Source organism: Pseudomonas sp. MWU13-2862 (assembly GCF_023242495.1).
Taxonomy (GTDB): Bacteria; Pseudomonadota; Gammaproteobacteria; order Pseudomonadales; family Pseudomonadaceae; genus Aquipseudomonas; species Aquipseudomonas gingeri_D.
In genome coordinates this window covers 234,841-256,483 of sequence record NZ_JALMEZ010000004.1, presented here as the reverse complement: position 1 = coordinate 256,483, position 21,643 = coordinate 234,841, and the positions used below count along the sequence as shown (strand labels likewise).

The window sequence follows — 21,643 nt, the reverse complement described above, 5'->3', positions numbered from 1 at the left end:
TATTCTGCATGGTGACGGGACACCATTGCCCCGAGGGCGACCAGGCGTCCCGTGTGCTTGTATTGATTTGGGTTGTCGGTTGTCAAAGTCGCTTTGAAGCAATCGCTTGGTTGCCGCGATTGTTTGCGATATTCAGGGCGGCGATCAGGGCCAAAGGAATCCAGAGTAGAAACCAGTGTTCACGAGGTCGGGTGAGAATATTGCCGCCTTCGGTCAGGCCTGCACCTATGCCATAGACCAGTAAGGTCGATGCGAGGACGTACAGTGGTTGAATACGCTGTTTGTAACCACTGAGCAGGCCTCGGACCAGTATGAAGGTCCAGGGAATCAAACCGATGATGCCCGCGTAGTAGAGGACCCCGAGGGAGAAATTATGGGGCTCATAGAGCAGGTATCCTATGCCGACGTCGATGCGCAGTTCCGAATCGTATCCATGGCCGATCCACGGATGATTGGCGATCATCTCCAGGGCTGCCATCCAGATTTGAGGCCTATAGGAGCCGCCGCGCTCACCCAGCAGGTCGGGAAACACCAACAGTATTGCCGCCGTGCCCAGCAGCATGCTGGCGATCAATGTCAGTACGCGTCGGTTGCGGGTGATAATGGACAGCCAGCAGATGGACATGGCCAGGGCAAGCAGGGGGGTTCGTGAGCCCGTCGCCAGGACTGCGCCAAGCATGATGACCATGGCCGGTACGCTGAGCCAGAGGGTTGAGAGGCGCTCGGTGGTAATACACATGCACAGCCAGTAGATGCAGAAAAAACCGAACAGGTGGGAGCTTAATAGCGGGTTGGTGAAGGCTCCTCCTCCGATCATGCGTTCACCAGGCATATAGTTTTTTATAAACGGCGCGAGGTCGCCAATCGTCGCGACCAGCGCGATGAGCGCTGCGCAAAATATCAGGGGCTTGAGAACTGCGCGGTGGTGCAGCAGTAGCATGGCGCAGCCGGCGAAGAGCATGAGTGGCTGTAATGGGATTTTCATCATCCCGAAGTCTGTCGTCTCCGAAGGCCCCCACAGCAGACTTAGGGATACCCAGATACAGAACGCGAGAAACCCGATAATAATCGGCTCACCCAGCAGTGTCTTGATTTCCCGTGGGCGCAGGCAGAGCATCAGCAGCGAAGGTATACCGAACAGCCCGAGGTAAAACGAGGTCAGCGCATTGCGGCTCTCGAGAAAGAACATTCCTGAAAGCAAGATCAGCAACCCCAACGGCAGAATCCATTTGCACAGGAAGTCGAAAATACGGTTTGAAGCAGAGGCAAGGCGATTGGGTTGCATTCAGGCAAGTCATTCCGCAATAGAGATCACTGCCCATCATAAGTGGACAGCATTTCAATGTCATTGGTCGAGGCCCGGGATTGTTGGTCAAACCGTGTGCAGGTACAGCCTGGAAGCTGTGCTAAAGTCAGCCTCCTTTTTTGTGATCGCCGCGTGATATGACCGAATCCAGTCTCAGCGCAAGCCCCTCGAGCTTGAAAGTATACTTCCGCCTACTCGGCTACGTACGGCCTTATATCGGTCTGTTCGCTCTGAGTATCGTGGGTTTCCTGATATTCGCTTCGACCCAGCCGATGCTCGGCTATATTCTGAAATATTTCGTCGACGGTCTGTCGGATCCGCAAGCTGCGCTGTTTCCAACGGTGCCTTACCTGCGCGACCTGCAATTGTTGCAAGCCGTGCCGATACTGCTGGTGCTGATCGCCGCCTGGCAAGGGTTGGGCTCGTACCTGGGTAACTTCTTCCTGGCCAGGGTATCCCTGGGCCTGGTCCACGATCTGCGGGTGGAGCTGTTCAACAACCTGCTGACGCTGCCCAATCGTTATTTCGACACCCACAACTCCGGGCACCTGATTTCGCGCATTACCTTCAACGTGACCATGGTCACCGGGGCGGTGACCGACGCGATCAAGGTGGTGATCCGCGAAGGCATGACCGTGGTCTTCCTGTTCCTCTCGCTGCTGTGGATGAACTGGCGCCTGACCCTGGTGATGGTTGCCATCCTGCCGTTGATCGCGGTGATGGTCAGCACCTCCAGCAAGAAGTTCCGCAAGCAGAGCAAGAAGATCCAGGTCGCCATGGGGGATGTGACCCATGTTGCCTCGGAAACCATCCAGGGCTATCGCGTGGTCCGCAGCTTTGGCGGTGAAACCTATGAGCAGAAGCGCTTCCTCAAGGCCAGCCTGAGCAACACCGACCGGCAGTTGCGCATGACCCGCACCGGTGCGATCTATACGCCGATGTTGCAAATGGTGATCTACAGCGCCATGGCGGTGCTGTTGTTCCTGGTGCTTTACCTGCGCGGCGATGCCTCGGCCGGCGACATGATCGCCTACATCACCCTGGCCGGTTTGCTGCCCAAGCCGATTCGCCAGTTGTCCGAAGTCAGTTCCACGGTCCAGAAGGGTGTGGCCGGTGCTGAAAGTATCTTCGAACAGCTTGATGTGATCCCGGAAGTGGACACCGGTACCGTGGAGCGCGAGTCGGTCAGCGGCCATCTGGAAGTGCGTAACCTGAGCTTTACCTACCCGGGAACCGAGCGTCAGGTCCTGGACAATGTCAGCTTCAGTGTCGCGCCCGGGCAGATGGTGGCCCTGGTCGGGCGCTCCGGCAGCGGCAAGTCGACCCTGGCGGCCTTGATCCCGCGCTTCTATCACCATGACAGCGGGGAGATTCTTCTCGATGGCGTGGAGATCGAGGACTATCGACTGCTGAACCTGCGTCGACACATTGCCCAGGTGACCCAGCATGTCACGCTGTTCAGCGACACCGTGGCGAACAATATCGCCTACGGCGATCTGGCCGGCGCGCCCCGGGCCGATATCGAGGCCGCGGCGGCGGACGCCTATGCCAAGGACTTTGTCGAGCAACTGCCGCAGGGCTTTGACACCCTCGTGGGTGAGAATGGTGTGCTGCTTTCCGGTGGTCAGCGCCAGCGTCTGGCGATCGCCCGGGCGCTGCTCAAGAACGCCCCGCTATTGATCCTCGATGAAGCGACCTCGGCCCTCGACACCGAGTCGGAGCGGCATATCCAGGCAGCGCTGGATCATGCCATGCAAGGGCGCACCACCCTGGTGATCGCCCACCGCCTGTCGACGATCGAGAAGGCCGATCTGATCCTGGTCATGGATCAGGGCCGTATCGTCGAGCGTGGTACCCATGCCGAGCTGCTCGCCCAAAAGGGTTACTACTCCCGTCTCAATGCCATGGGCCTGGACGAACCGGCGCACGTCGGGCTCGTCTGATCCGTTGGCAGGGCGCGCGATGCAGATCGTTGCGCCCTGTTTTTGTCTAGGCAAGCCTTCGCCAACCCTGTGTTAATATCGCGCCCCTGTTCATTTTTTATGTGGGTTGCTCCATGAAGTTGTCCATGCCGCGATTCGATCAAGCCCCTGTCTTGGTGGTCGGCGATGTCATGCTCGACCGTTACTGGCATGGTGGTACCTCACGGATTTCTCCTGAGGCGCCGGTGCCGGTGGTCAAGGTCGAGCACATCGAGGATCGCCCCGGTGGTGCCGCCAACGTTGCCCTGAACATCGCCGCTCTGGGGGCCCCGGCGTCGCTGGTGGGTGTCACCGGTGACGACGAGGCCGCCGACAGCCTGACCAACAGTCTCAAGGGCGCCGGGGTCCGGGCTCTGTTCCAGCGCATTGCGCACCAGCCGACCATCGTCAAGCTGCGGGTCATGAGTCGTCACCAGCAGTTGCTGCGCATCGACTTTGAAGAACCCTTCGCCACCGATGCACTGGCCCTGGGGGCTGAAGTCGATGGCTTGCTCGAAGGCGTCAAGGTGTTGGTGCTGTCCGACTACGGCAAAGGCGCCTTGAAGAATCATCAGGTCCTGATCCAGGCCGCCCGGGCGCGGGGTATTCCCGTGCTGGCCGACCCCAAGGGCAAGGACTTTTCGATCTACCGTGGCGCTAGCCTGATCACACCGAACCTCAGCGAGTTCGAAACCATCGTCGGCGGTTGTGCCGATGAGCATGAACTGGTGGCCAAGGGTGCCCAGTTGATGCAGGACCTGGACCTCGGTGCCTTGCTGGTGACCCGTGGCGAGCATGGCATGACCCTGCTGCGCCCCGATCATCCGGCGCTGCACCTGCCGGCCCGGGCCCGTGAAGTGTTCGATGTGACCGGTGCCGGCGATACAGTGATCTCGACCCTGGCCGCGGCCATTGCCGCGGGCGAAGAACTGCCCCACGCAGTGGCCTTGGCCAACCTCGCCGCCGGCATCGTGGTCGGCAAGCTGGGTACGGCGGCCATCAGTGCACCTGAGCTGCGCCGGGCGATCCAGCGCGAGGAAGGTTCCGAGCGCGGTGTGCTGGGCCTGGAGCAATTGCTGCTGGCGGTCGACGATGCGCGGGCGCACAACGAGACGATCGTGTTCACCAACGGCTGCTTCGATATCCTCCATGCCGGTCACGTGACCTACCTGGAGCAGGCGCGGGCCCAGGGCAATCGCCTGATCGTCGCGGTCAATGACGATGCCTCGGTCAGCCGCCTCAAGGGCCCAGGCCGTCCGATCAACAGCGTTGATCGGCGCATGGCCGTACTGGCCGGCCTGGGTGCCGTGGACTGGGTTATCAGTTTCCCCGAGGGCACTCCGGAGAACCTGCTGGCCCAGGTCAAGCCGGATGTGCTGGTCAAGGGTGGCGACTACGGGATCGACCAGGTGGTCGGTGCTTCCATCGTGACGGCCTATGGCGGTACGGTGAAAGTGCTTGGGCTGGTGGAAAACAGCTCGACCACGGCGATTGTCGAGAAGATCCGCAGCAACTGACTAAGCGCCGGGCCCATGTGTGGAGCCGGCTTGCCGGCGATGAGGTCCTTGACCTTGTGGTGACTATACGGTCGCCATCGCCGGCAAGCCGGCTCCCACAGGGATGGCGTACATTCCTCCCTGTCAGCGTCCGGTTTTCACCGGCACGATCTTGCGCAGGATCTGCCGGGCCTTGCCGGTCAGGCGCCTGATCTTCGAGTCCTTTTCAGGCTCCGCCATCCCCTGCTGCCGGACCCAGTCCTTCCAGCGAATCCGCTCCTCGCGCACCACCCAGCCTTCCTGTCGGGCAAAGCTTTCCGCCAGGTACAGGCCACGGGTGCTGGCCGGGTGCAATTGATCCTTTTTCAGGGTGTACAGCTCGGCACACGGCCGTCCGTCCTTGAGCGGCATCAGGTACAGATCGGGACGACTGCGGTCCAGGCGCGCCACCAACTGATCGTTCTCCAATCGTTCGTCGACATGGAACAGGCTCAGGGATTTGGCGTCGCGGGGGACCTCGAGCCGCAGGTCATAGATCAACTGCAGTGAAGCGGTGGGCAGGTGCACGTAGGTCTGCGGTCGTTCCATCAACTGCAGCGCGCCGCAGCGTACCGGCCTTGCCGCGCCGGACAAGGGCGTCAGGCGAAAGGGCAGGGCTTCGCGATAATGCAGCGCCGCGGAGTAGGGCGCCGGCAGCCAGGTGTCGTTGAAGCGCCCGGTCAGCCAGCCTTCCGGGGTTTCCAGCAGGCACTCTTCGGCGATTTCGGCAATCGCGGTGAGCAGCGGAATGGCCAGTTCATGGGCCGGCACATAACCTGAAATCAGCTTGAGCACCACGTCGCCGCGATCCTGGCGGCGCTGGCGGACCAACACCCAGTAGTCGCGGTTGTGCCAGTGCAGGGTCAGTCGCACCGAGACGCCGAGGTTGGCCAGTTCCAGGGTGAAACGCTCGGGGTCGTCCACCGCGACCGGTTTGCGTTTGTGCAGGGTTTGCGCAAAGTTCAACGGCATCCCGACGCTCTGGTAGCTCAAGCCTTCGGGGGTCGCCTCGACGAGTAATGGCAGGGTCTTGAAGTCGCTGGGGTTCTTGCGTATCAGCGTCCGCGGCATCTCGGCTCCTTCTTGCGTCGGGGTCGGCCGCTTGGGCGGCATCAGTTTTGGCGAATGACCCGGGCCACCGTCGCCACATTGTGGGCCAGGTGCAGCGGGTTGATGGTGCCGACAATAGCACTGGCAACACCGGGCTGTGCAAATAGCAGTTCAAAGCTGGCCCGCACCGGGTCGATACCGGGGTCCAGGCAGACGTGGCCGCTGGCCAGGGCCTTTTTCACCAGGATCGCCTTGCCGTGGGCAGCAGCATAGTCAATGACCGGCTTCTCGCCCTGTTCGTTCAGATTGTAGGTGATCATAGCGCAATCACCTTGTTCCAGAGCTTTCAGGCCGCCTTCGACGGTTTTGCCGGAAAAACCGAAAGCACGGATCTTGCCTTCGCCCTTCAAGGCCGCGAGGGTCTGGTAGACCTCGCTGTGTTCGAGGATCGCCAGGTCGTTGCCGTCGGAGTGCACCAGCACCAGGTCGATAAAATCGGTTTCCAGGCGTTGCAGGCTGCGCTCCACGGAGAATCGTGTATGGACGGCACTGAAGTCATGGCTCGACTGGCCGGCTTCGAACTCTTCGCCGACCTTGCTGACGATCACCCACTCCTGGCGCTGTCCGCGCAGCAGCGGGCCCAGGCGTTCCTCGCTGCGACCGTAGGCCGGTGCGGTGTCGATCAGGTTGATGCCCAGATCGCGGGTCAGATGCAGCAGTTGGCGGGCTTGCTGGTCGTCGGGAATCTGGAAACCGTTGGGGTATTTGACTCCCTGGTCGCGGCCGAGCTTGACGGTGCCCAGGCCCAGGGGGGACACCTGCAGGCCGGTACTACCGAGGGCTCGATGCAGGTCGTGCAGGGTCGGCAGGCTCATGGCAGCAGTTGCTCCCAAGGGGTTTGCGCCATCGTCGGCTTCGGCAGGTCGGGCAAGCTGGCTGCCGGGCCCGGACGGATACCGTCGCGTTCCAGGCTCTTGAGCACGCGGTCGGCGAAGTCCGGCGCCAGGGCCAGCTTGGTCGGCCAGCCCACCAGCAGGCGATCCTGTTCGGCGAGGAAGGCGTTGTCCGGACGAGTCAGGCCCGATTGCAGCGGTTCGGCGCGCTCGACCCGCAAGGTGGCCCATTGCGCCTGGCTCAGGTCGACCCAGGGCAGCAGGTTGCCGAGTTCCTTCTGGGCGCTGGCGATCTGCGCGGCGGGCTCGCGGGCGACACCTTCGGCCTCGGCGATATCGCCGCCGAGGTACCAGACCCACTGGCCATCGGCCGCAGGATGGGTGGTCACGGTAATCCGTGGCTTGGGTCCGCCGCCCAGGCAATGGGCGTACAACGGCTTCAGGCTCGGGCCTTTGACCAGCACCATGTGCAAGGGGCGTGTCTGCATGGCCGGCTGGCTCAGGCCGAGGGTCTTGAGCAACGCGGCGTTGCCCGCCCCGGCGCTGAGCACAATGCGTTGGGCATGGATATCGCGGCCATCGACCCGCAGGCCCACCAGTTGCTCGTTGTCCAGCAGGGGTTCGATATCGTGGCCGGCCAGCAGGCCGTCACCGGCCAGTTCGGCCAGGCGGGTGATCAGGCTCGGCACATCGATCACCAGTTCGGCCAGGCGATAGACCTTGCCCTTGAAGCGCGGGTTTTGCAGGGCGGGCGGCAGTTGCTCGCCCTTGACCTGGTCGACCCGACCGCGCACGGCCTTGCTGGCGAAGAAGCTGGTGAGGTTGCCGGCCAGGGTGCCGGGAGACCACAGATAGTGGGCTTCGGAGAGCAGGCGCACGTCCGACAGGTCGAGCTCGCCGTTGCCGGCCAGGGCCTCGCGCCAGCGCCGCGGCATGTCGGCGATGGCTTCCGAGGCGCCGCTCAGGGCACCGTGCAGGGCGTATTTGGCACCGCCGTGGATGATGCCCTGGGATTTGAGGCTCTGCCCGCCGCCGAGGCTGGCGCGTTCCACCAGTACCGTCGAAAACCCCTGGCGGCGCAGGCGCGCGTTGAGCCAGAGACCGGCAACGCCGGCGCCGACAATCAGGACATCGGTGGAGAGAGCGGATGGCATGCGGCGACCTCGGTGTTCAAGACAAGGCTCGCAGTATACAGGTGGCGAGCGGGCTAGTGCCCGGCGGTCTTCGAGAACAGCTGGATCACCACCACGCCGAGCACGATCAGGCCCATGCCGAGCATCGCCGGGATATCCAGCTTCTGCCCGTAGAGAAACAGCGCCGCGACGCTGACCATGACAATGCCCATCCCGGCCCAGACCGCGTAGGCCACGCCCACCGGCACCGTGCGCACCACCAGGGTCAGCATCCAGAAGGCGATGGCGTAACCGACGATGATCAGCAACAAGGGGATCGGCGTGCTCAGGCCCTTGACCGCCTTCATGGAGACGGTGGCGATGACTTCGGCGCAGATGGCGATGGCCAGGTAGTAGTAAGCGTGCATGGGACAATCTCTCGTATTTGGGCCTGCTGATAAGGTTGGCATTCTAGAGACTCACCAGATGGGGTAAAGTCATTACCTATCTGAAAAAAAGATGGATTGCCCATGAGTATTCAGTGGAACCTGGAGCAGATGCGCCTGTTCGTCGGCGTTGCCGAGCAGCGTTCGTTTTCCGCCGTGGCCCGCCAGCAACACAAGGCGCAGTCGGCGGTCAGCAATGCGATCGCCCTGTTGGAGACCGATCTGGGGGTGACGCTGTTCGAGCGTAGCAGCGGCCGCCAGCCGAAGTTGACCGAGGCCGGGGCCGCGTTGCTGGAGGAGGCGCGGGAAGTGCTGCGCCAGTGCGATCGTCTCAATGGTAGGGCGCTGGCCTTGATGCGTGGCGAGGAAGCCTGTTTGCGCCTGGCCCAGGACGAGGCCATGCCCTATCAGCCGGTGCTCGACAGTCTGGAAGCGCTGTCGGAGCATTACCCCAGCGTCGAGGTGCAACTGGCCAGCGGTGCCCAGGGTGATGTCGCGCGCAAACTGGTGGAGCGGCGGGCGGACCTGGGCCTGCTGTTCCACCACGACCAGATGCCGCAGACCCTGGAGCGGCGGGCGTTGGGCAGTGTCGAAATGGTCACGGTGTGCGCGGTCAATCATCCGCTGGCGGCTTCGCTGCGGGTCAACCGCCAGCAACTGGCCCGGCATCGGCAATTGCTTATTTCCCCGCAACAGAGCGGTTACCCCGGCGACGAACAGCTCAGTCCGCAGGTCTGGCGGGCGGACTCCTTCTACGTGATGGCCGAGCTGTTGATGCGCGGCCTGGGCTGGGCCTGGCTGCCACGGCACGTGGTGCAATACCCGGCGTACCAGAACCAGATGGTCGAGCTGAGCAGCGAATGGACGCCGCCGGCGCTGGTGGTTGAACTGGTCTGGCGTCGCGACGAGCCCCTGGGGCCGGCGGCGCGCTGGCTGGCCGAACGGTTTGCCGAGCACTTGCAGGCGATCGGCTGAAAAAGTCGATAAACTCCGTCGCCATGAATAGAACTCTCTACAGTTTTTTGTTTCATCTGGGGCTGCCGCTGGTGGCGTTGCGTCTATGGCTGCGGGCGCGCAAGGCGCCGGCTTATGCCCGGCGGGTCGGCGAGCGCTTTGCCCGTGGCCTGCCGACATTGCGCCCGGACGGGATCTGGGTGCACGCCGTGTCGGTTGGCGAGAGTATTGCCGCCGCGCCGATGATTCGCGCCTTGCTGGCGAAGTATCCGCAGCTGCCGATCACGGTCACCTGCATGACGCCCACCGGTTCCGAGCGGATCAAGGCGCTGTTCGCCGACGAGCCGCGCATTCAGCATTGCTACCTGCCCTATGACTTGCCGTGGGCGGCGGCGCGTTTTCTTGAGGCGGCGCGGCCAAAGCTGGCGGTAATCATGGAGACCGAGCTGTGGCCCAACCATATCCATCAGTGCGCCAGGCGCGGGATTCCGGTGGCGCTGGCCAATGCGCGACTGTCGGCGCGTTCGGCCAAGGGTTATGGCCGATTCGCCCGCCTGACCCGACCGATGCTGGAGGAAATGAGCCTGATTGCCGTGCAGACCGAGGCCGAAGCCGAGCGTTTCCGGCAGCTGGGGGCACGGCCTGAATGCGTCGAGGTGACCGGCTCGATCAAGTTCGATTTGAGCATCGACCCGCAACTGCTGGTGCGCGCCGCTGAACTGCGTGGGCAATGGCAGGCACAGGAACGGCCGGTGTGGATCGCCGCGAGCACCCATGAAGGTGAGGACGCGGTGGTGCTGGCGGCCCATCGGCAATTGTTGGGCAACTATCCGAACGCCTTGCTGATCCTGGTGCCGCGTCACCCGGAGCGCTTCGACAGCGTGTTCGCCTTGTGCCAGGAGCAGGGTTTTACGACGGTACGGCGTTCCAGCGGCGAGCCAGTCAGTGCGCAAACCTCGGTGTTGCTCGGTGACACCATGGGCGAGCTGCTGTTTCTCTACGCCTTGGCTGACAGCGCGTTCGTCGGCGGCAGCCTGGTGCCCAACGGCGGGCATAACCTGCTGGAGCCGGCGGCGCTGTGCAAGCCGGTGTTGAGCGGGCCGCACCTGTTCAACTTCCTCGAGATCGCTGCGTTGATGCGTGAAGCGGGGGCGTTGCAGGAAGTGGAGGATGCCGAAGGCCTGGCGGTGGCGGTGCAGCGCCTGTTCGAGTTGCCTCGGGATGCGCAGAAGATGGGTGAGGCGGGGCTGAAGGTGATGCGGGCCAACCAGGGCGCGTTGCAGCGTTTGTTGGATGGGTTGGGGCGTTTGTTGTCGCGCTAGAACCTCAATCAAGGATGAACACGATTTTGTGGCCGCAATACGTCCTGTAGGAGCAGGGCTTGCCCGCGAAGAGGGCCTCACTGGCGCCAAAAGCTTCGCGGGCAAGCCCTGCTCCTACAGGTTTCGTGGCGTTCTCAAGGTCCCGATCAATACTTTGGATTGCCCTTGAGATTGGCCGCGGCCGCCTTCGCCAGATCCGGTGGCAGGAAGTCCTTGTCCGGGTTGTAGTCGGCCTTCAGGTAGCGCTGCAGGTCGCTCAGGTCGCCCGGGTTCAAGGTGCCCGCCGCCTGCTTCAGGCGCAGGTTGTCGAGAATGTAGTCATAGCGGGTGTTGTTGTAGTCGCGCACCGAGGTGTACAGCTGACGCTGGGCATCCAGCACATCGACGATATTGCGCGTCCCCACCTGATAACCGATTTCGGTCGCTTCCAGCGCACTCTGGTTGGAGATGATCGACTGCTTGCGCGCCTGCACCTGTTCCACATCGGTGTTCACCGCACGATGCAGGTTGCGGGTGTTTTCCACCACCTGGCGACGCAGGGCTTCACGCTGCTGCTCGGTCTGGCTCAGGCGCGAAGTGGATTCACGCACTTGCGAGCTGGTCAGGCCGCCACTGTAGAGCGGCACACTCAATTGCAGGCCGATCGTGGTCTGCTTCACTGGGCCGGCATAACTCTGACCCAACGCATTGGGGTTGCCCAGGCCGAAACCGTCGTTGTCGCCGGCCTCGTACTTGGCCACCGCGTCGAGGGTCGGGGCATGACCGGCCTTACGCTGCTTGAGGGTTTCCTCGGCGGCGCTGACGGCGTAGTTGCTCGCCAACAGGTTGAGGTTCTGCCGGGCCGCGGTGTCGACCCAGGCCTTGGCGTCATTCGGGGTCGGTGCCAGCACCGGCAAGGTGTGGACGATGCCCTGGATCGAGTTGTATTGACGGTTGGTCAGGGTGATCAGGGCTTCGAAGGCATCCTCCACCGAGCGCTGGGCAGCGATCCGGTTGGCCCGCGAGGTGTCGTAGCTGGCCTGGGATTGCAGCACGTCGGTCTTGTCCGACAGGCCGACGTCGAAGCGCTCGTTGGACTGGTCGAGCTGGCGCTTGAACGCCGCTTCCTCGGCCTTGGTCGAGGCCAGGGTGTCCTGGGCGCGCAGTACCGCGAAATAGCTTTCGGCGCTTTGCAGGATCAGGTTCTGCTCGGTCGCCGAGAGTTGCAGGGCGGCCTGTTCGTTGACGTCCTTGGCGGCCTGGTACTGGAACCAGCGGTCGGCCCGGAACAGCGGCTGGGACAGGGTCGCCTGGTAGGTCGTGGCGCTGCGGTTGAGGTTCATCGACGGCTGGTCGATGGAGGTCTGGACATTATTCGTACTGGCGCCGGCCGACAGGTTCGGCAGCAGGCCGGCCCGGGCCTGGGGCACGACTTCCTTTTGCGCGTCATAGTTGGCGCGGGCGGCGGCCAGGTCGGCGTTGTTGCCCACGGCTTCCTGGTACACGCTGACCAGATCGGTCTTGGCCGTCAGGGGCGTTTCAGCTGCCCAGACCAGTCCGTTGGTCGCACAAGACACGGCCAGGGCCAGTGAAAGTTTGCGCAGCATGAGGCAGTTCCTAGAGTAAATATTACGGTGGTAATGCGATGGCCGAGGCTACTGCCCGGCCTGCCCAGCGTCAAGAAGTAGCGAGTGTAGTGCCGGGGGCGGGTCGGCAACAATCCTGTATATCTGCCATTTATCCAGACGAATAAGGGGGCGATGGCATTATGTCGCAGTCTTCTCTACACTCGGCTTGTTCTTGTCGGGGTGCCTTGCTATGAGGCTGAGATCGGATAATTCCGGATCCCGTTGAACCTGATCAGGTTAGCGCCTGCGTAGGGAACAAGATTTCTCGTCCCCCGGCGAGTCCTCTTGTGCTCCGTCCGGGATGTTGTTCGACAATCGAACGGCCTTCACGAGCACCGAGCACAGCACCAGCCCTGGTGTGTCCGTGCCTTTCAGGTTCGTCCCGACAATCCCCCTGGATACCGTCTGGAGAGCCGTGATGAGTACAAAATTAAAAGATGCCGCCAACCTCAGCGATTCAGCCAAGGTCGACGAGCAGTCGGTACAGCCTTTTACCCGTTCGCAGAAAATCTACGTGCAGGGCTCGCGCCCGGATATCCGTGTGCCGATGCGCGAAATCAGCCTGGATATCACGCCGACCGACTTCGGCGGCGAGGTCAACGCCCCGGTGCTGGTCTACGACACCTCCGGTCCCTACACCGATCCGAACGTGATCATCGACGTGCGCAAGGGCCTGGGCGATGTACGCTCGGCCTGGATCGACAGCCGTGGCGACACCGAACGCCTGACCGGGCTGAGTTCGAACTTCGGTCAGCAGCGCCTCGCTGACCCAGAGCTGACCAAGCTGCGTTTCGCCCATGTGCACAATCCGCGTCGGGCCAAGGCCGGCGCCAACGTCAGCCAGATGCACTACGCGCGCCAGGGCATCATCACCGCCGAGATGGAATACGTCGCCATCCGCGAGAACCTCAAGCTGGAGGAAGCCCGCGCCGCCGGCCTGCTCAAGCAACAGCACCCTGGCCACAGTTTCGGCGCGAGCATCCCGAAACAGATCACCGCCGAATTCGTCCGCGAGGAAATCGCCCGCGGTCGCGCGATCATCCCGGCCAACATCAACCACGTGGAGCTGGAGCCGATGATCATCGGCCGCAACTTCCTGGTGAAGATCAACGGCAATATCGGCAACAGCGCCCTGGGTTCTTCCATCGAGGAAGAAGTGGCCAAGCTGACCTGGGGCATCCGCTGGGGCTCGGACACGGTCATGGACCTGTCCACCGGCAAGCACATCCATGAAACCCGCGAGTGGATCATCCGCAACTCGCCGGTGCCGATCGGTACAGTGCCGATCTACCAGGCCCTGGAGAAGGTCAATGGCGTGGCCGAGGACCTGACCTGGGAGCTGTTCCGCGACACCCTGATCGAACAGGCCGAGCAGGGCGTCGACTACTTCACCATTCACGCCGGCGTACTGCTGCGCTACGTGCCGATGACCGCCAAGCGCGTCACCGGGATCGTTTCCCGCGGCGGTTCGATCATGGCCAAGTGGTGCCTGGCGCACCATAAAGAGAACTTCCTCTACACCCATTTCGACGAAATCTGCGAAATCATGAAGGCCTACGACGTCAGCTTCTCGCTGGGCGACGGCCTGCGTCCGGGCTCGATTGCCGATGCCAACGACGAAGCGCAGTTCGGTGAACTGGAGACCTTGGGCGAGTTGACCAAGATCGCCTGGAAGCACGACGTACAGTGCATGATCGAAGGCCCGGGGCATGTGCCGATGCAGTTGATCAAGGAGAACATGGACAAGCAGCTGGAGTGCTGCGACGAGGCGCCGTTCTACACCCTTGGCCCGCTGACCACTGACATTGCGCCGGGCTACGACCACATCACCTCCGGTATCGGTGCGGCGATGATCGGCTGGTTCGGTTGCGCCATGCTCTGCTACGTCACGCCCAAGGAGCACCTGGGCCTGCCGAACAAGGATGACGTGAAGACCGGGATCATCACCTACAAGATCGCCGCCCATGCCGCCGACCTTGCCAAGGGTCACCCGGGCGCGCAGATCCGCGACAACGCCTTGAGCAAGGCGCGCTTCGAGTTCCGTTGGGAAGACCAGTTCAACCTGGGCCTGGACCCGGATACCGCACGGGCCTACCACGACGAGACCCTGCCGAAGGATTCGGCCAAGGTCGCGCATTTCTGCTCGATGTGCGGGCCGAAGTTCTGCTCGATGAAGATTACCCAGGAAGTCCGTGAATACGCGGCCAACCAGCGGATCGAAGCGGTTGATGTGGAGGCGGCGCAGGGCATGGCGGAGCAGGCGGAGCGCTTCAAGCGTGAAGGTAGCCAGTTGTACCAGAAAGTCTGATCTGATTCGGGATGAGTGGCGCCCGTGCGGGCCTCTTCGCGGGCAAGCCCTGCTCCTACAGTTCGGTGTCGTGCGCCAAATCTGTGTTCGACGCAAAACTGTAGGAGCAGGGCTTGCCCGCGAAGGCGTCCGCACGGGCGCCGCTGCATTCACAATAAAAACACCTATCTCCGAGATACCACCCTTGAGCACACCCAGCAGTACCTACTCCCCAGATCTCGCGGTCCCCGCCGACAAGCGTGTGTTCGGCGCGCGCGATCTGTTCTCCCTGTGGTTTTCCCTCGGCATCGGCCTGATGGTCCTGCAAACCGGTGCCTTGCTGGCACCGGGCCTGGGCCTGTCCGATTCGTTGCTGGCGATCCTACTCGGCACCGTGGTCGGCGTCCTGCTGCTGGCCGCCGTCGGCGTGATCGGCAGTGACACCGGCCTTGCCTCCATGGCCGCGCTGAAGCTCAGCCTCGGCCAGTACGGCGCCAGCCTGCCGGCGCTGCTCAACCTGCTGCAACTGGTGGGTTGGGGCGCGTTCGAAATCATCGTCATGCGCGATGCGGCGAGCCTGTTGGGCGCCCGGGCGTTCAGCGAGGGCAGCCTGTTGGCCAACCCGCTGCTCTGGACCCTGGTGTTCGGCGCGCTGGCGACCCTGCTGGCGGTCAGCGGTCCACTGACCTTCGTGCGCAAGATCCTGCGCAAGTGGGGCATCTGGCTGCTGCTGGCGGCCTGCCTGTGGCTGACCTGGAACCTCTTCGCCAAGGCCGACCTGGCGGCGCTTTGGGCGCAGGGCGGTGATGGCTCGATGCCGTTTGCCGTGGGCTTCGATATCGCCATTGCCATGCCGCTGTCCTGGTTGCCGCTGATCGCCGACTACTCGCGTTTCGGCAAGCGCGCGAAAAGCGTGTTCGGCGGCACGGCGCTGGGCTTTCTGATCGGCAACTTCTGGCTGATGAGCCTGGGCGTGGCCTACACCCTGGCATTCGCTCCCAGCGGTGAAACCAATGCCTTGCTGCTGGCCCTGGCCGGTGCCGGGTTGGGGATCCCGCTGTTGCTGATCCTGCTCGACGAGTCGGAAAACGCCTTTGCAGATATCCACTCGGCGGCGGTCTCCAGCGGCATCCTGCTGCGCTGGAAGGTTGAGCACCTGGCCCTGGCCATCGGTGTGCTTTGCACCCTCATCGCCTGCTTCGCACCCTTGGCGCAATACCAGAACTTCCTGTTGCTGATCGGCTCGGTGTTCGCGCCGCTGTTCGGCGTGGTGCTGGTGGATCACTTCATCCTGCGCGGTCGTAGCGCCGAGGGGGCTTCGTCGCTGTTGCGCTGGCCGGCACTGCTGGCCTGGTTGGGCGGTGTGTCGACCTACCACCTGCTGGCCAATTTCCATCCGGAGCTGGGCGCAACCCTGCCGTCACTGGTGGTGGCAGGGCTGCTGCAAGGCTTGCTCGGTCGTGCATTCAACGTCGGGCGGGGAACAGCTCGGGCTTGAGCACGCCGTTGAGGCGCTGGTAGGGAATGCTCATTTCGATCAGGCCCATGGCGTAGGGGGCGATGGTCGTCACGTTGTACTTGAGGATCACGCCGTCGCTGGCCAGGGTGACGTTCGGGGTTTGCCGGAAGGGCCAGGACGCAATGAAGTCCTGGTCCAGCCGGTTGTTGATCTGCCAGTTGTTATGGGCGACCTTGGCCAGCTTCCAGAATGTCTCTTCCTGGCCGGGCAGCAGCATGTCCTGCAAGCTCAGGGCCTTGTGATCCTGGCGCGACCAGGTGAGGAAGCCGCGCCCCGGCATGCCGTGCTCGGCACCATCGTCCAGGTAGCTGGCGAGTTCGACGATCACCAAGCCGTCATGCTGCTCACGTACCTTGGCCTCCAAGTAGCTGCTGTGGCCGCTTTCGGCGGTGGCGAGGAATTGTTCCCGATAGAGCTTGAGCGAAGTCGGCAGCGGCGCCTCGGGCGAGGTCCGGCCCATCTGCAGCAACGCCCGCTCCACCGCTGCGTCCAGTTGCGGCTCATCGGGGAAATGCACGGTATTGATATTCACCAGCGGGCAGTCCGGATTGCTGCAGCCCGGCTTGACCTGTTCGGAAGCGTCGCTCTTGACGCTCAGCGGGGTCTTCAGGCTTGGCTGGAACAGGCTCTGGCAGGCGCCCAGGGTCAGGGCGATGAGCGTCAGCGCGGCGATTTTAAAAAACGACATGGGTGTCCTTCGTCAGCGAAAGAAAGGTCAAGTGATCGTGCTTCGACTGTCAGCGGCGTACTCGGTTCGCCACTACGCTAATTAGAGTAGGTTTCAGGGGCGCCCGTCTATCCCGGCGAGGGGAAAGGGCTGCATCATGGCACTTCGGCGCGTTAGGATGGCGCGAAGTCGAGGGAAAGCCTCGCCGCTATCACAATGGGGAACATGATGACGGACAGCACCAGGACCAGCCCGACCACGGTCGAGGTCATCCTCCGGGAGAACTGCTTCAAGGGCTTCTATCGGCTCGATCGCCTGCACCTGCGCCATGAACTGTTTGACGGCGGCATGGGCAATACGATCAATCGCGAAGTCTTTGTCCGGCACGATGCCGTGTGTGTCTTGCCCTACGATGCCCGGCGCGATGAAGTGCTGCTGCTGGAGCAGTTCCGGGTCGGCGCCATGGGCAAGGCCGAGAATCCCTGGATGATCGAGCTGGTCGCCGGTCTGATCGACAAGGACGAACAACCGGAAGAGGTTGCCCACCGCGAGGCACAGGAGGAAGCTGACCTGAACCTGACGGCCCTGTGGCCGATCTCCCGGTACTTTCCGTCGCCGGGGGGCAGCAACGAATTGGTGCATCTGTACCTGGGGCGTTGCGACACCCAAGGGGCTGGCGGCCTGTACGGGTTGCCGGAAGAAAATGAAGATATCCGTGCCACGGTCTGGGCGTTCGAAGACGCCCTGCAAGCCGTGCGCGATGGGCGAATTGCCAACGCGGCGTCGATCATTGCCTTGCAATGGCTGGCGTTGAACCGCGCTGAAGTGAGGGGGCTATGGTCGTAAGTCTGTTGCGCGAACGTTATCGGGTTGACCTGGTGGGGCTGCAAGCGGCCTGCGAGGCCAACTATGCGCGCCTCATGCGGTTGCTGCCGCAGATGCGCGAGCAGCAGCGCGCGCGGCGCATTGCCATGACCCAGGGCGAGCAGATGCTCGGCGTGCTGGCGCTGGAGGTGTTGCAGGACAATCCCTACACCACCACCTTGCTGGTGCGCCAGGAACACAGCCTGCCGTGGTTGCCGGTGCCGCAGTTGCAGGTACAGGTCTACCACGACGCGCGCATGGCCGAGGTGATCAGTGCCGAACATGCCCGGCGTTTTCGCAGTATCTATCCGTATCCGAACTCGGCCATGCACCAGCCGGACGAAAAAGCCCAGCTCAATGTGTTTCTCGGGGAGTGGCTGAGTCATTGCCTGGCCTGCGGCCATGAGTTCGAGGCGATTCGCTAGGTTGTATCCGGTTAAATGTGAAGTGTGTCCGTTTCACCCATTTCCTCTTTGCCGATTCCCCGACCATAATTGCCTGCGGCGCGCTTTCCGAGCGAAGCGTGCAGAACGACCCCTCAGCATTTTGCAGGAGAGCCTCTTGCCGAGCGAATCCATTCAGTCGACCCCCGCGGACGCCGTGTTGCTCGTGCAACTGTCCGACAGCCATCTGTTTGCCGAGGCGGACGGCACGTTGCTGGGCATGAATACCCGGGACAGCCTGCAACGGGTGATCGATTGCGTGCTGGCGGAGCAGCCCGCTGTCGACCTGCTGCTGGCCACGGGTGACCTGTCCCAGGACGGTACAGTGGCGTCCTATCGGCAGTTCCGTGAGTTGAGCGAGGCGATCGACGCGCCGGCGCGCTGGCTGCCCGGCAATCACGACGAGTTGCGGGAAATGGCCGAGGCCGCTCACCACAGCGATCTGCTCGAGCCGGTGGTGGATATCGGCAACTGGCGGATTACCCTGCTGGATTCCGCCGTACCGGGCTCGGTCCCCGGCTATCTGCAGGACGAACAGCTGCAGTTGCTCGCGCAAGCCCTGAGCGAAGCGCCGCAGCGCCATCACCTGGTGTGTTTCCACCATCATCCGATTTCCATCGATTGTGCCTGGATGGAGCCCATTGGCTTGCGCAATCCGGAGGCACTGTTCGCCGTGCTCGACCGCTTTCCCCAGGTTCGCGCGCTGCTCTGGGGGCATATCCACCAGGAACTGGACCGCGAGCGCAACGGCGTACGCCTGCTGGCGTCGCCTTCTACCTGCGTGCAGTTCGCGCCGGGTAGCGAGGATTTCAAGGTCGACGACAAGTCACCGGGCTATCGCTGGCTGCGCCTGCATTCGGACGGACGGCTGGAGACGGCGATTTCCCGGGTCCGCGGCTTCGATTTCGAGGTCGACTACGGCGGCACCGGCTACTGATCACTTCTTCTTAATGGGTAGGAAACGTCTCAGGGCGAGTCAGCGCGCCGGAGTCAGGCTAAACTGCGCGTCTTTGCCTGTGCGGTGCCCGGCTCCTGTGTGCGGGAGCCTGCCAATGGAGAACGCTCACATGTCCGGTTCGATCCTGTATATCCACGGTTTCAACAGCTCTCCGCTGTCGAAGAAGGCCACTCAGTTGATCCAACTGATGGAGCGCCTGGGCCTGGAAGCGCAGCTGCGGGTACCGGCCCTGCATCATCATCCGCGCCAGGCGATACCGCAGCTGGAAGCGGCGATTGCCGAACTCGGTCGTCCACTGCTGGTCGGCAGCTCGCTCGGCGGCTACTATGCGACGTGCCTGGCCGAGCGCCATGGGCTGAAGGCGTTGCTGGTCAACCCGGCGGTGGCGCCGCACCGGATGTTCGACGGTTTCCTCGGTCCCCAGCAGAACCTCTACAGTGGCGAAACCTGGGACCTGACCCTCGATCACGTGACGGCCCTGGCCGAGCTGGAAGTCCCGGCGCCCCGGGACCCGCAACGTTTCCAGGTCTGGCTGCAGACCGCCGACGAAACCCTGGACTATCGCGCCGCCCAGCAGTATTACCGGGCCTGTGCCTTGCGTATCCAGGCCGGCGGCGATCATAGTTTCCAGGGCTTTGCCGAACAATTGCCGGCCTTGCTCAGCTTTGCCGGCATCGGTGCCGATACATACCAGGCGATCGATTTCTCGCAGCTCTGATGCCCTGAGGCGCGGAGCCCGAGAATGACCCCTATTCATAGACGACTGACGACGAGACCCCATGGCCACTCCCAGCGCTAGCTCTTATAACGCAGACGCCATCGAAGTCCTCTCGGGCCTCGACCCGGTGCGCAAACGCCCGGGCATGTACACCGACACCAGTCGGCCGAACCACCTTGCCCAGGAAGTCATCGACAACAGTGTCGACGAAGCCTTGGCCGGGCATGCGAAATCGGTACAGGTGATCCTGCACGCCGACCACTCCCTGGAAGTCTCCGACGACGGTCGCGGCATGCCGGTGGACATTCATCCGGAAGAGGGGGTGTCGGGCGTCGAGCTGATCCTCACCAAGCTCCACGCCGGCGGCAAGTTCTCCAACAAGAACTACCAGTTCTCCGGCGGCCTGCACGGCGTGGGGATTTCCGTGGTCAACGCTTTGTCGACCCAGGTGCGGGTCCGGGTCAAGCGCGACGGCAACGAATACCAGATGACCTTCGCCGATGGCTACAAGGCCACCGAGCTGGAAGTGGTCGGCACCGTCGGCAAGCGCAACACCGGCACCAGCGTGTACTTTGCGCCGGACCCGAAGTATTTCGATTCGCCGAAATTTTCCGTCAGCCGCCTCAAGCACGTGCTCAAGGCCAAGGCGGTACTGTGCCCGGGGCTGCTGGTCAGCTTCGAGGACAAGGCCACCGGCGAGAAGGTCGAATGGCATTACGAAGATGGCCTGCGTTCCTATCTGGTGGATGCGGTCAGTGAATTCGAGCGCCTGCCGGACGAACCTTTCTGCGGCAGCCTCGCCGGTAACAAGGAAGCGGTGGACTGGGCCTTGCTGTGGTTGCCGGAAGGCGGCGACAGCGTCCAGGAAAGCTACGTCAACCTGATCCCCACCGCCCAGGGCGGCACCCACGTCAACGGTTTGCGCCAGGGCCTGCTCGATGCCATGCGCGAGTTCTGCGAATTCCGCAGCCTGCTGCCGCGCGGCGTGAAGTTGGCGCCGGAAGACGTCTGGGAACGGATTGCCTTTGTCCTGTCGATGAAGATGCAGGAGCCGCAGTTCTCCGGCCAGACCAAGGAGCGCCTGTCGTCCCGCGAAGCCGCCGCCTTCGTTTCCGGGGTGGTCAAGGACGCCTTCAGCCTGTGGCTCAACGCCAACCCCGAGCTGGGCATGCAACTGGCGGAACTGGCGATCAACAACGCCGGCCGGCGCCTGAAGGCGAGCAAGAAGGTCGAGCGCAAACGCGTTACCCAAGGGCCGGCGCTGCCGGGCAAGCTGGCCGACTGTGCCGGGCAGGACCCGATGCGTGCCGAGCTGTTCCTGGTGGAAGGTGATTCCGCCGGCGGTTCGGCCAAGCAGGCGCGGGACAAGGAGTTCCAGGCGATCCTGCCGTTGCGCGGGAAGATCCTCAATACCTGGGAAGTCGACGGCAGCGAAGTGCTCGCCAGCCAGGAAGTGCACAACATCGCCGTGGCCATCGGTGTCGATCCGGGCGCGGCGGACATCAGCCAGCTGCGCTACGGCAAGATCTGCATCCTCGCCGACGCCGACTCCGACGGCCTGCACATCGCGACCCTGCTCTGCGCCCTGTTCGTCCAGCATTTCCGCCCGTTGGTGGATGCCGGACACGTCTATGTGGCGATGCCGCCGCTGTACCGTATCGACCTGGGCAAGGAAATCTACTACGCCCTCGACGAAGGCGAGCGCGATGGCATTCTCGATCGCCTGGTGGCGGAGAAGAAGCGCGGCAAACCCCAGGTCACCCGATTCAAGGGCCTGGGTGAGATGAACCCGCCGCAACTGCGGGAAACCACCATGGATCCGAATACCCGGCGCCTGGTGCAGTTGACCCTGGACGATTTCGAAGCCACTTCGGAAATGATGGACATGCTGCTGGCGAAGAAACGTGCCGGCGACCGCAAGACCTGGCTGGAATCCAAGGGCGACCTGGCCGAGGTCCTGACCTGATGCGCGGCTGTCCCGGCGGCGAACCACGGCTGCCG

General features: G+C 63.0%; 18 protein-coding genes and 1 riboswitch. Of the genes, 11 read left to right on the top strand and 7 right to left on the bottom strand.

The window, feature by feature from the left end; genetic code table 11:
• Positions 1–82: 82 nt before the first annotated feature.
• Positions 83–1,285: an O-antigen ligase family protein gene (locus M5C56_RS09355; protein ID WP_103498039.1), complete on the bottom strand. Its 1,203-nt coding sequence runs from the start codon at positions 1,283–1,285 to the stop codon at positions 83–85.
• A 158-nt stretch (positions 1,286–1,443) separates the two neighbouring features.
• Between M5C56_RS09355 and msbA the strand changes: the two genes are divergently transcribed.
• Entirely contained in the window at positions 1,444–3,249 is a 1,806-nt protein-coding gene (gene msbA / locus M5C56_RS09350) for a lipid A export permease/ATP-binding protein MsbA (protein ID WP_103498040.1), read from the top strand.
• Between the two features lie 113 nt (positions 3,250–3,362).
• Entirely contained in the window at positions 3,363–4,784 is a 1,422-nt protein-coding gene (hldE, locus tag M5C56_RS09345) for a bifunctional D-glycero-beta-D-manno-heptose-7-phosphate kinase/D-glycero-beta-D-manno-heptose 1-phosphate adenylyltransferase HldE (protein WP_103498041.1), read from the top strand.
• Between the two features lie 123 nt (positions 4,785–4,907).
• On the opposite strand, the gene M5C56_RS09340 is transcribed toward hldE, so the two are convergent.
• The 4 genes from M5C56_RS09340 to M5C56_RS09325 are packed head-to-tail and all read right to left on the bottom strand — an operon-like array spanning position 4,908 to position 8,285.
• Positions 4,908–5,873, bottom strand: coding sequence for a metal ABC transporter ATPase (locus tag M5C56_RS09340; RefSeq protein WP_103498042.1), 966 nt, complete (start codon positions 5,871–5,873; stop codon positions 4,908–4,910).
• A 41-nt stretch (positions 5,874–5,914) separates the two neighbouring features.
• Positions 5,915–6,727, bottom strand: a complete 813-nt coding sequence (locus M5C56_RS09335) for an aldo/keto reductase (RefSeq protein WP_103498043.1) — start codon at positions 6,725–6,727, stop codon at positions 5,915–5,917.
• Positions 6,724–7,899, bottom strand: a complete 1,176-nt coding sequence (locus M5C56_RS09330; protein ID WP_103498044.1) for an FAD-dependent oxidoreductase — start codon at positions 7,897–7,899, stop codon at positions 6,724–6,726. Before M5C56_RS09330 ends, M5C56_RS09335 begins: the two co-directional genes overlap by 4 nt.
• A gap of 53 nt (positions 7,900–7,952) precedes the next feature.
• The gene (locus tag M5C56_RS09325) at positions 7,953–8,285 is read right to left on the bottom strand and encodes a multidrug efflux SMR transporter (protein WP_103498045.1); all 333 of its coding nucleotides are present in this window, start codon (positions 8,283–8,285) and stop codon (positions 7,953–7,955) included.
• 108 nt (positions 8,286–8,393) lie between these two features.
• On the opposite strand from M5C56_RS09325, the gene M5C56_RS09320 reads away from it, so the two are divergent.
• Positions 8,394–9,278, top strand: a complete 885-nt coding sequence (locus tag M5C56_RS09320; RefSeq protein ID WP_177101507.1) for a LysR family transcriptional regulator — start codon at positions 8,394–8,396, stop codon at positions 9,276–9,278.
• 23 nt (positions 9,279–9,301) lie between these two features.
• Complete coding sequence (gene waaA, locus M5C56_RS09315) at positions 9,302–10,579, top strand: lipid IV(A) 3-deoxy-D-manno-octulosonic acid transferase (protein ID WP_103498047.1); 1,278 nt, start codon at positions 9,302–9,304, stop codon at positions 10,577–10,579.
• A 146-nt stretch (positions 10,580–10,725) separates the two neighbouring features.
• On the opposite strand, the gene M5C56_RS09310 is transcribed toward waaA, so the two are convergent.
• Positions 10,726–12,165, bottom strand: a complete 1,440-nt coding sequence (locus M5C56_RS09310) for a TolC family outer membrane protein (protein WP_103498048.1) — start codon at positions 12,163–12,165, stop codon at positions 10,726–10,728.
• 187 nt (positions 12,166–12,352) lie between these two features.
• Positions 12,353–12,458: riboswitch (TPP riboswitch) on the top strand.
• Between the two features lie 146 nt (positions 12,459–12,604).
• Between M5C56_RS09310 and thiC the strand changes: the two genes are divergently transcribed.
• Complete coding sequence (gene thiC, locus M5C56_RS09305; RefSeq protein ID WP_103498049.1) at positions 12,605–14,494, top strand: phosphomethylpyrimidine synthase ThiC; 1,890 nt, start codon at positions 12,605–12,607, stop codon at positions 14,492–14,494.
• A 184-nt stretch (positions 14,495–14,678) separates the two neighbouring features.
• Positions 14,679–15,971 (top strand): putative hydroxymethylpyrimidine transporter CytX, encoded by a 1,293-nt coding sequence (cytX, locus tag M5C56_RS09300; protein ID WP_103496878.1) that lies wholly within the window; start codon positions 14,679–14,681, stop codon positions 15,969–15,971.
• Here the strand turns inward: cytX and M5C56_RS09295 are convergent.
• Positions 15,940–16,680 carry an RsiV family protein gene (locus tag M5C56_RS09295; protein WP_103496877.1) on the bottom strand — a complete coding sequence of 247 codons (741 nt, stop codon included), beginning with the start codon at positions 16,678–16,680 and terminating at the stop codon, positions 15,940–15,942. The genes cytX and M5C56_RS09295 overlap by 32 nt on opposite strands.
• Before the next feature lie 207 nt (positions 16,681–16,887).
• Between M5C56_RS09295 and M5C56_RS09290 the strand changes: the two genes are divergently transcribed.
• From M5C56_RS09290 to parE, 5 genes are all read left to right on the top strand, one after another.
• The gene (locus tag M5C56_RS09290; protein ID WP_103496879.1) at positions 16,888–17,505 is read left to right on the top strand and encodes an NUDIX domain-containing protein; all 618 of its coding nucleotides are present in this window, start codon (positions 16,888–16,890) and stop codon (positions 17,503–17,505) included.
• Positions 17,496–17,948 (top strand): DUF1249 domain-containing protein, encoded by a 453-nt coding sequence (locus M5C56_RS09285; RefSeq protein ID WP_103496876.1) that lies wholly within the window; start codon positions 17,496–17,498, stop codon positions 17,946–17,948. The genes M5C56_RS09290 and M5C56_RS09285 overlap by 10 nt, the downstream gene beginning before the upstream one ends.
• Positions 17,949–18,084: 136 nt before the next feature.
• Positions 18,085–18,903 carry a 3',5'-cyclic-AMP phosphodiesterase gene (gene cpdA, locus M5C56_RS09280; protein ID WP_103496875.1) on the top strand — a complete coding sequence of 273 codons (819 nt, stop codon included), beginning with the start codon at positions 18,085–18,087 and terminating at the stop codon, positions 18,901–18,903.
• A 130-nt stretch (positions 18,904–19,033) separates the two neighbouring features.
• Positions 19,034–19,642, top strand: a complete 609-nt coding sequence (locus M5C56_RS09275) for a YqiA/YcfP family alpha/beta fold hydrolase (protein ID WP_103496874.1) — start codon at positions 19,034–19,036, stop codon at positions 19,640–19,642.
• A gap of 61 nt (positions 19,643–19,703) precedes the next feature.
• Positions 19,704–21,608, top strand: coding sequence for a DNA topoisomerase IV subunit B (parE, locus tag M5C56_RS09270; RefSeq protein WP_103496873.1), 1,905 nt, complete (start codon positions 19,704–19,706; stop codon positions 21,606–21,608).
• Positions 21,609–21,643 lie beyond the last annotated feature (35 nt).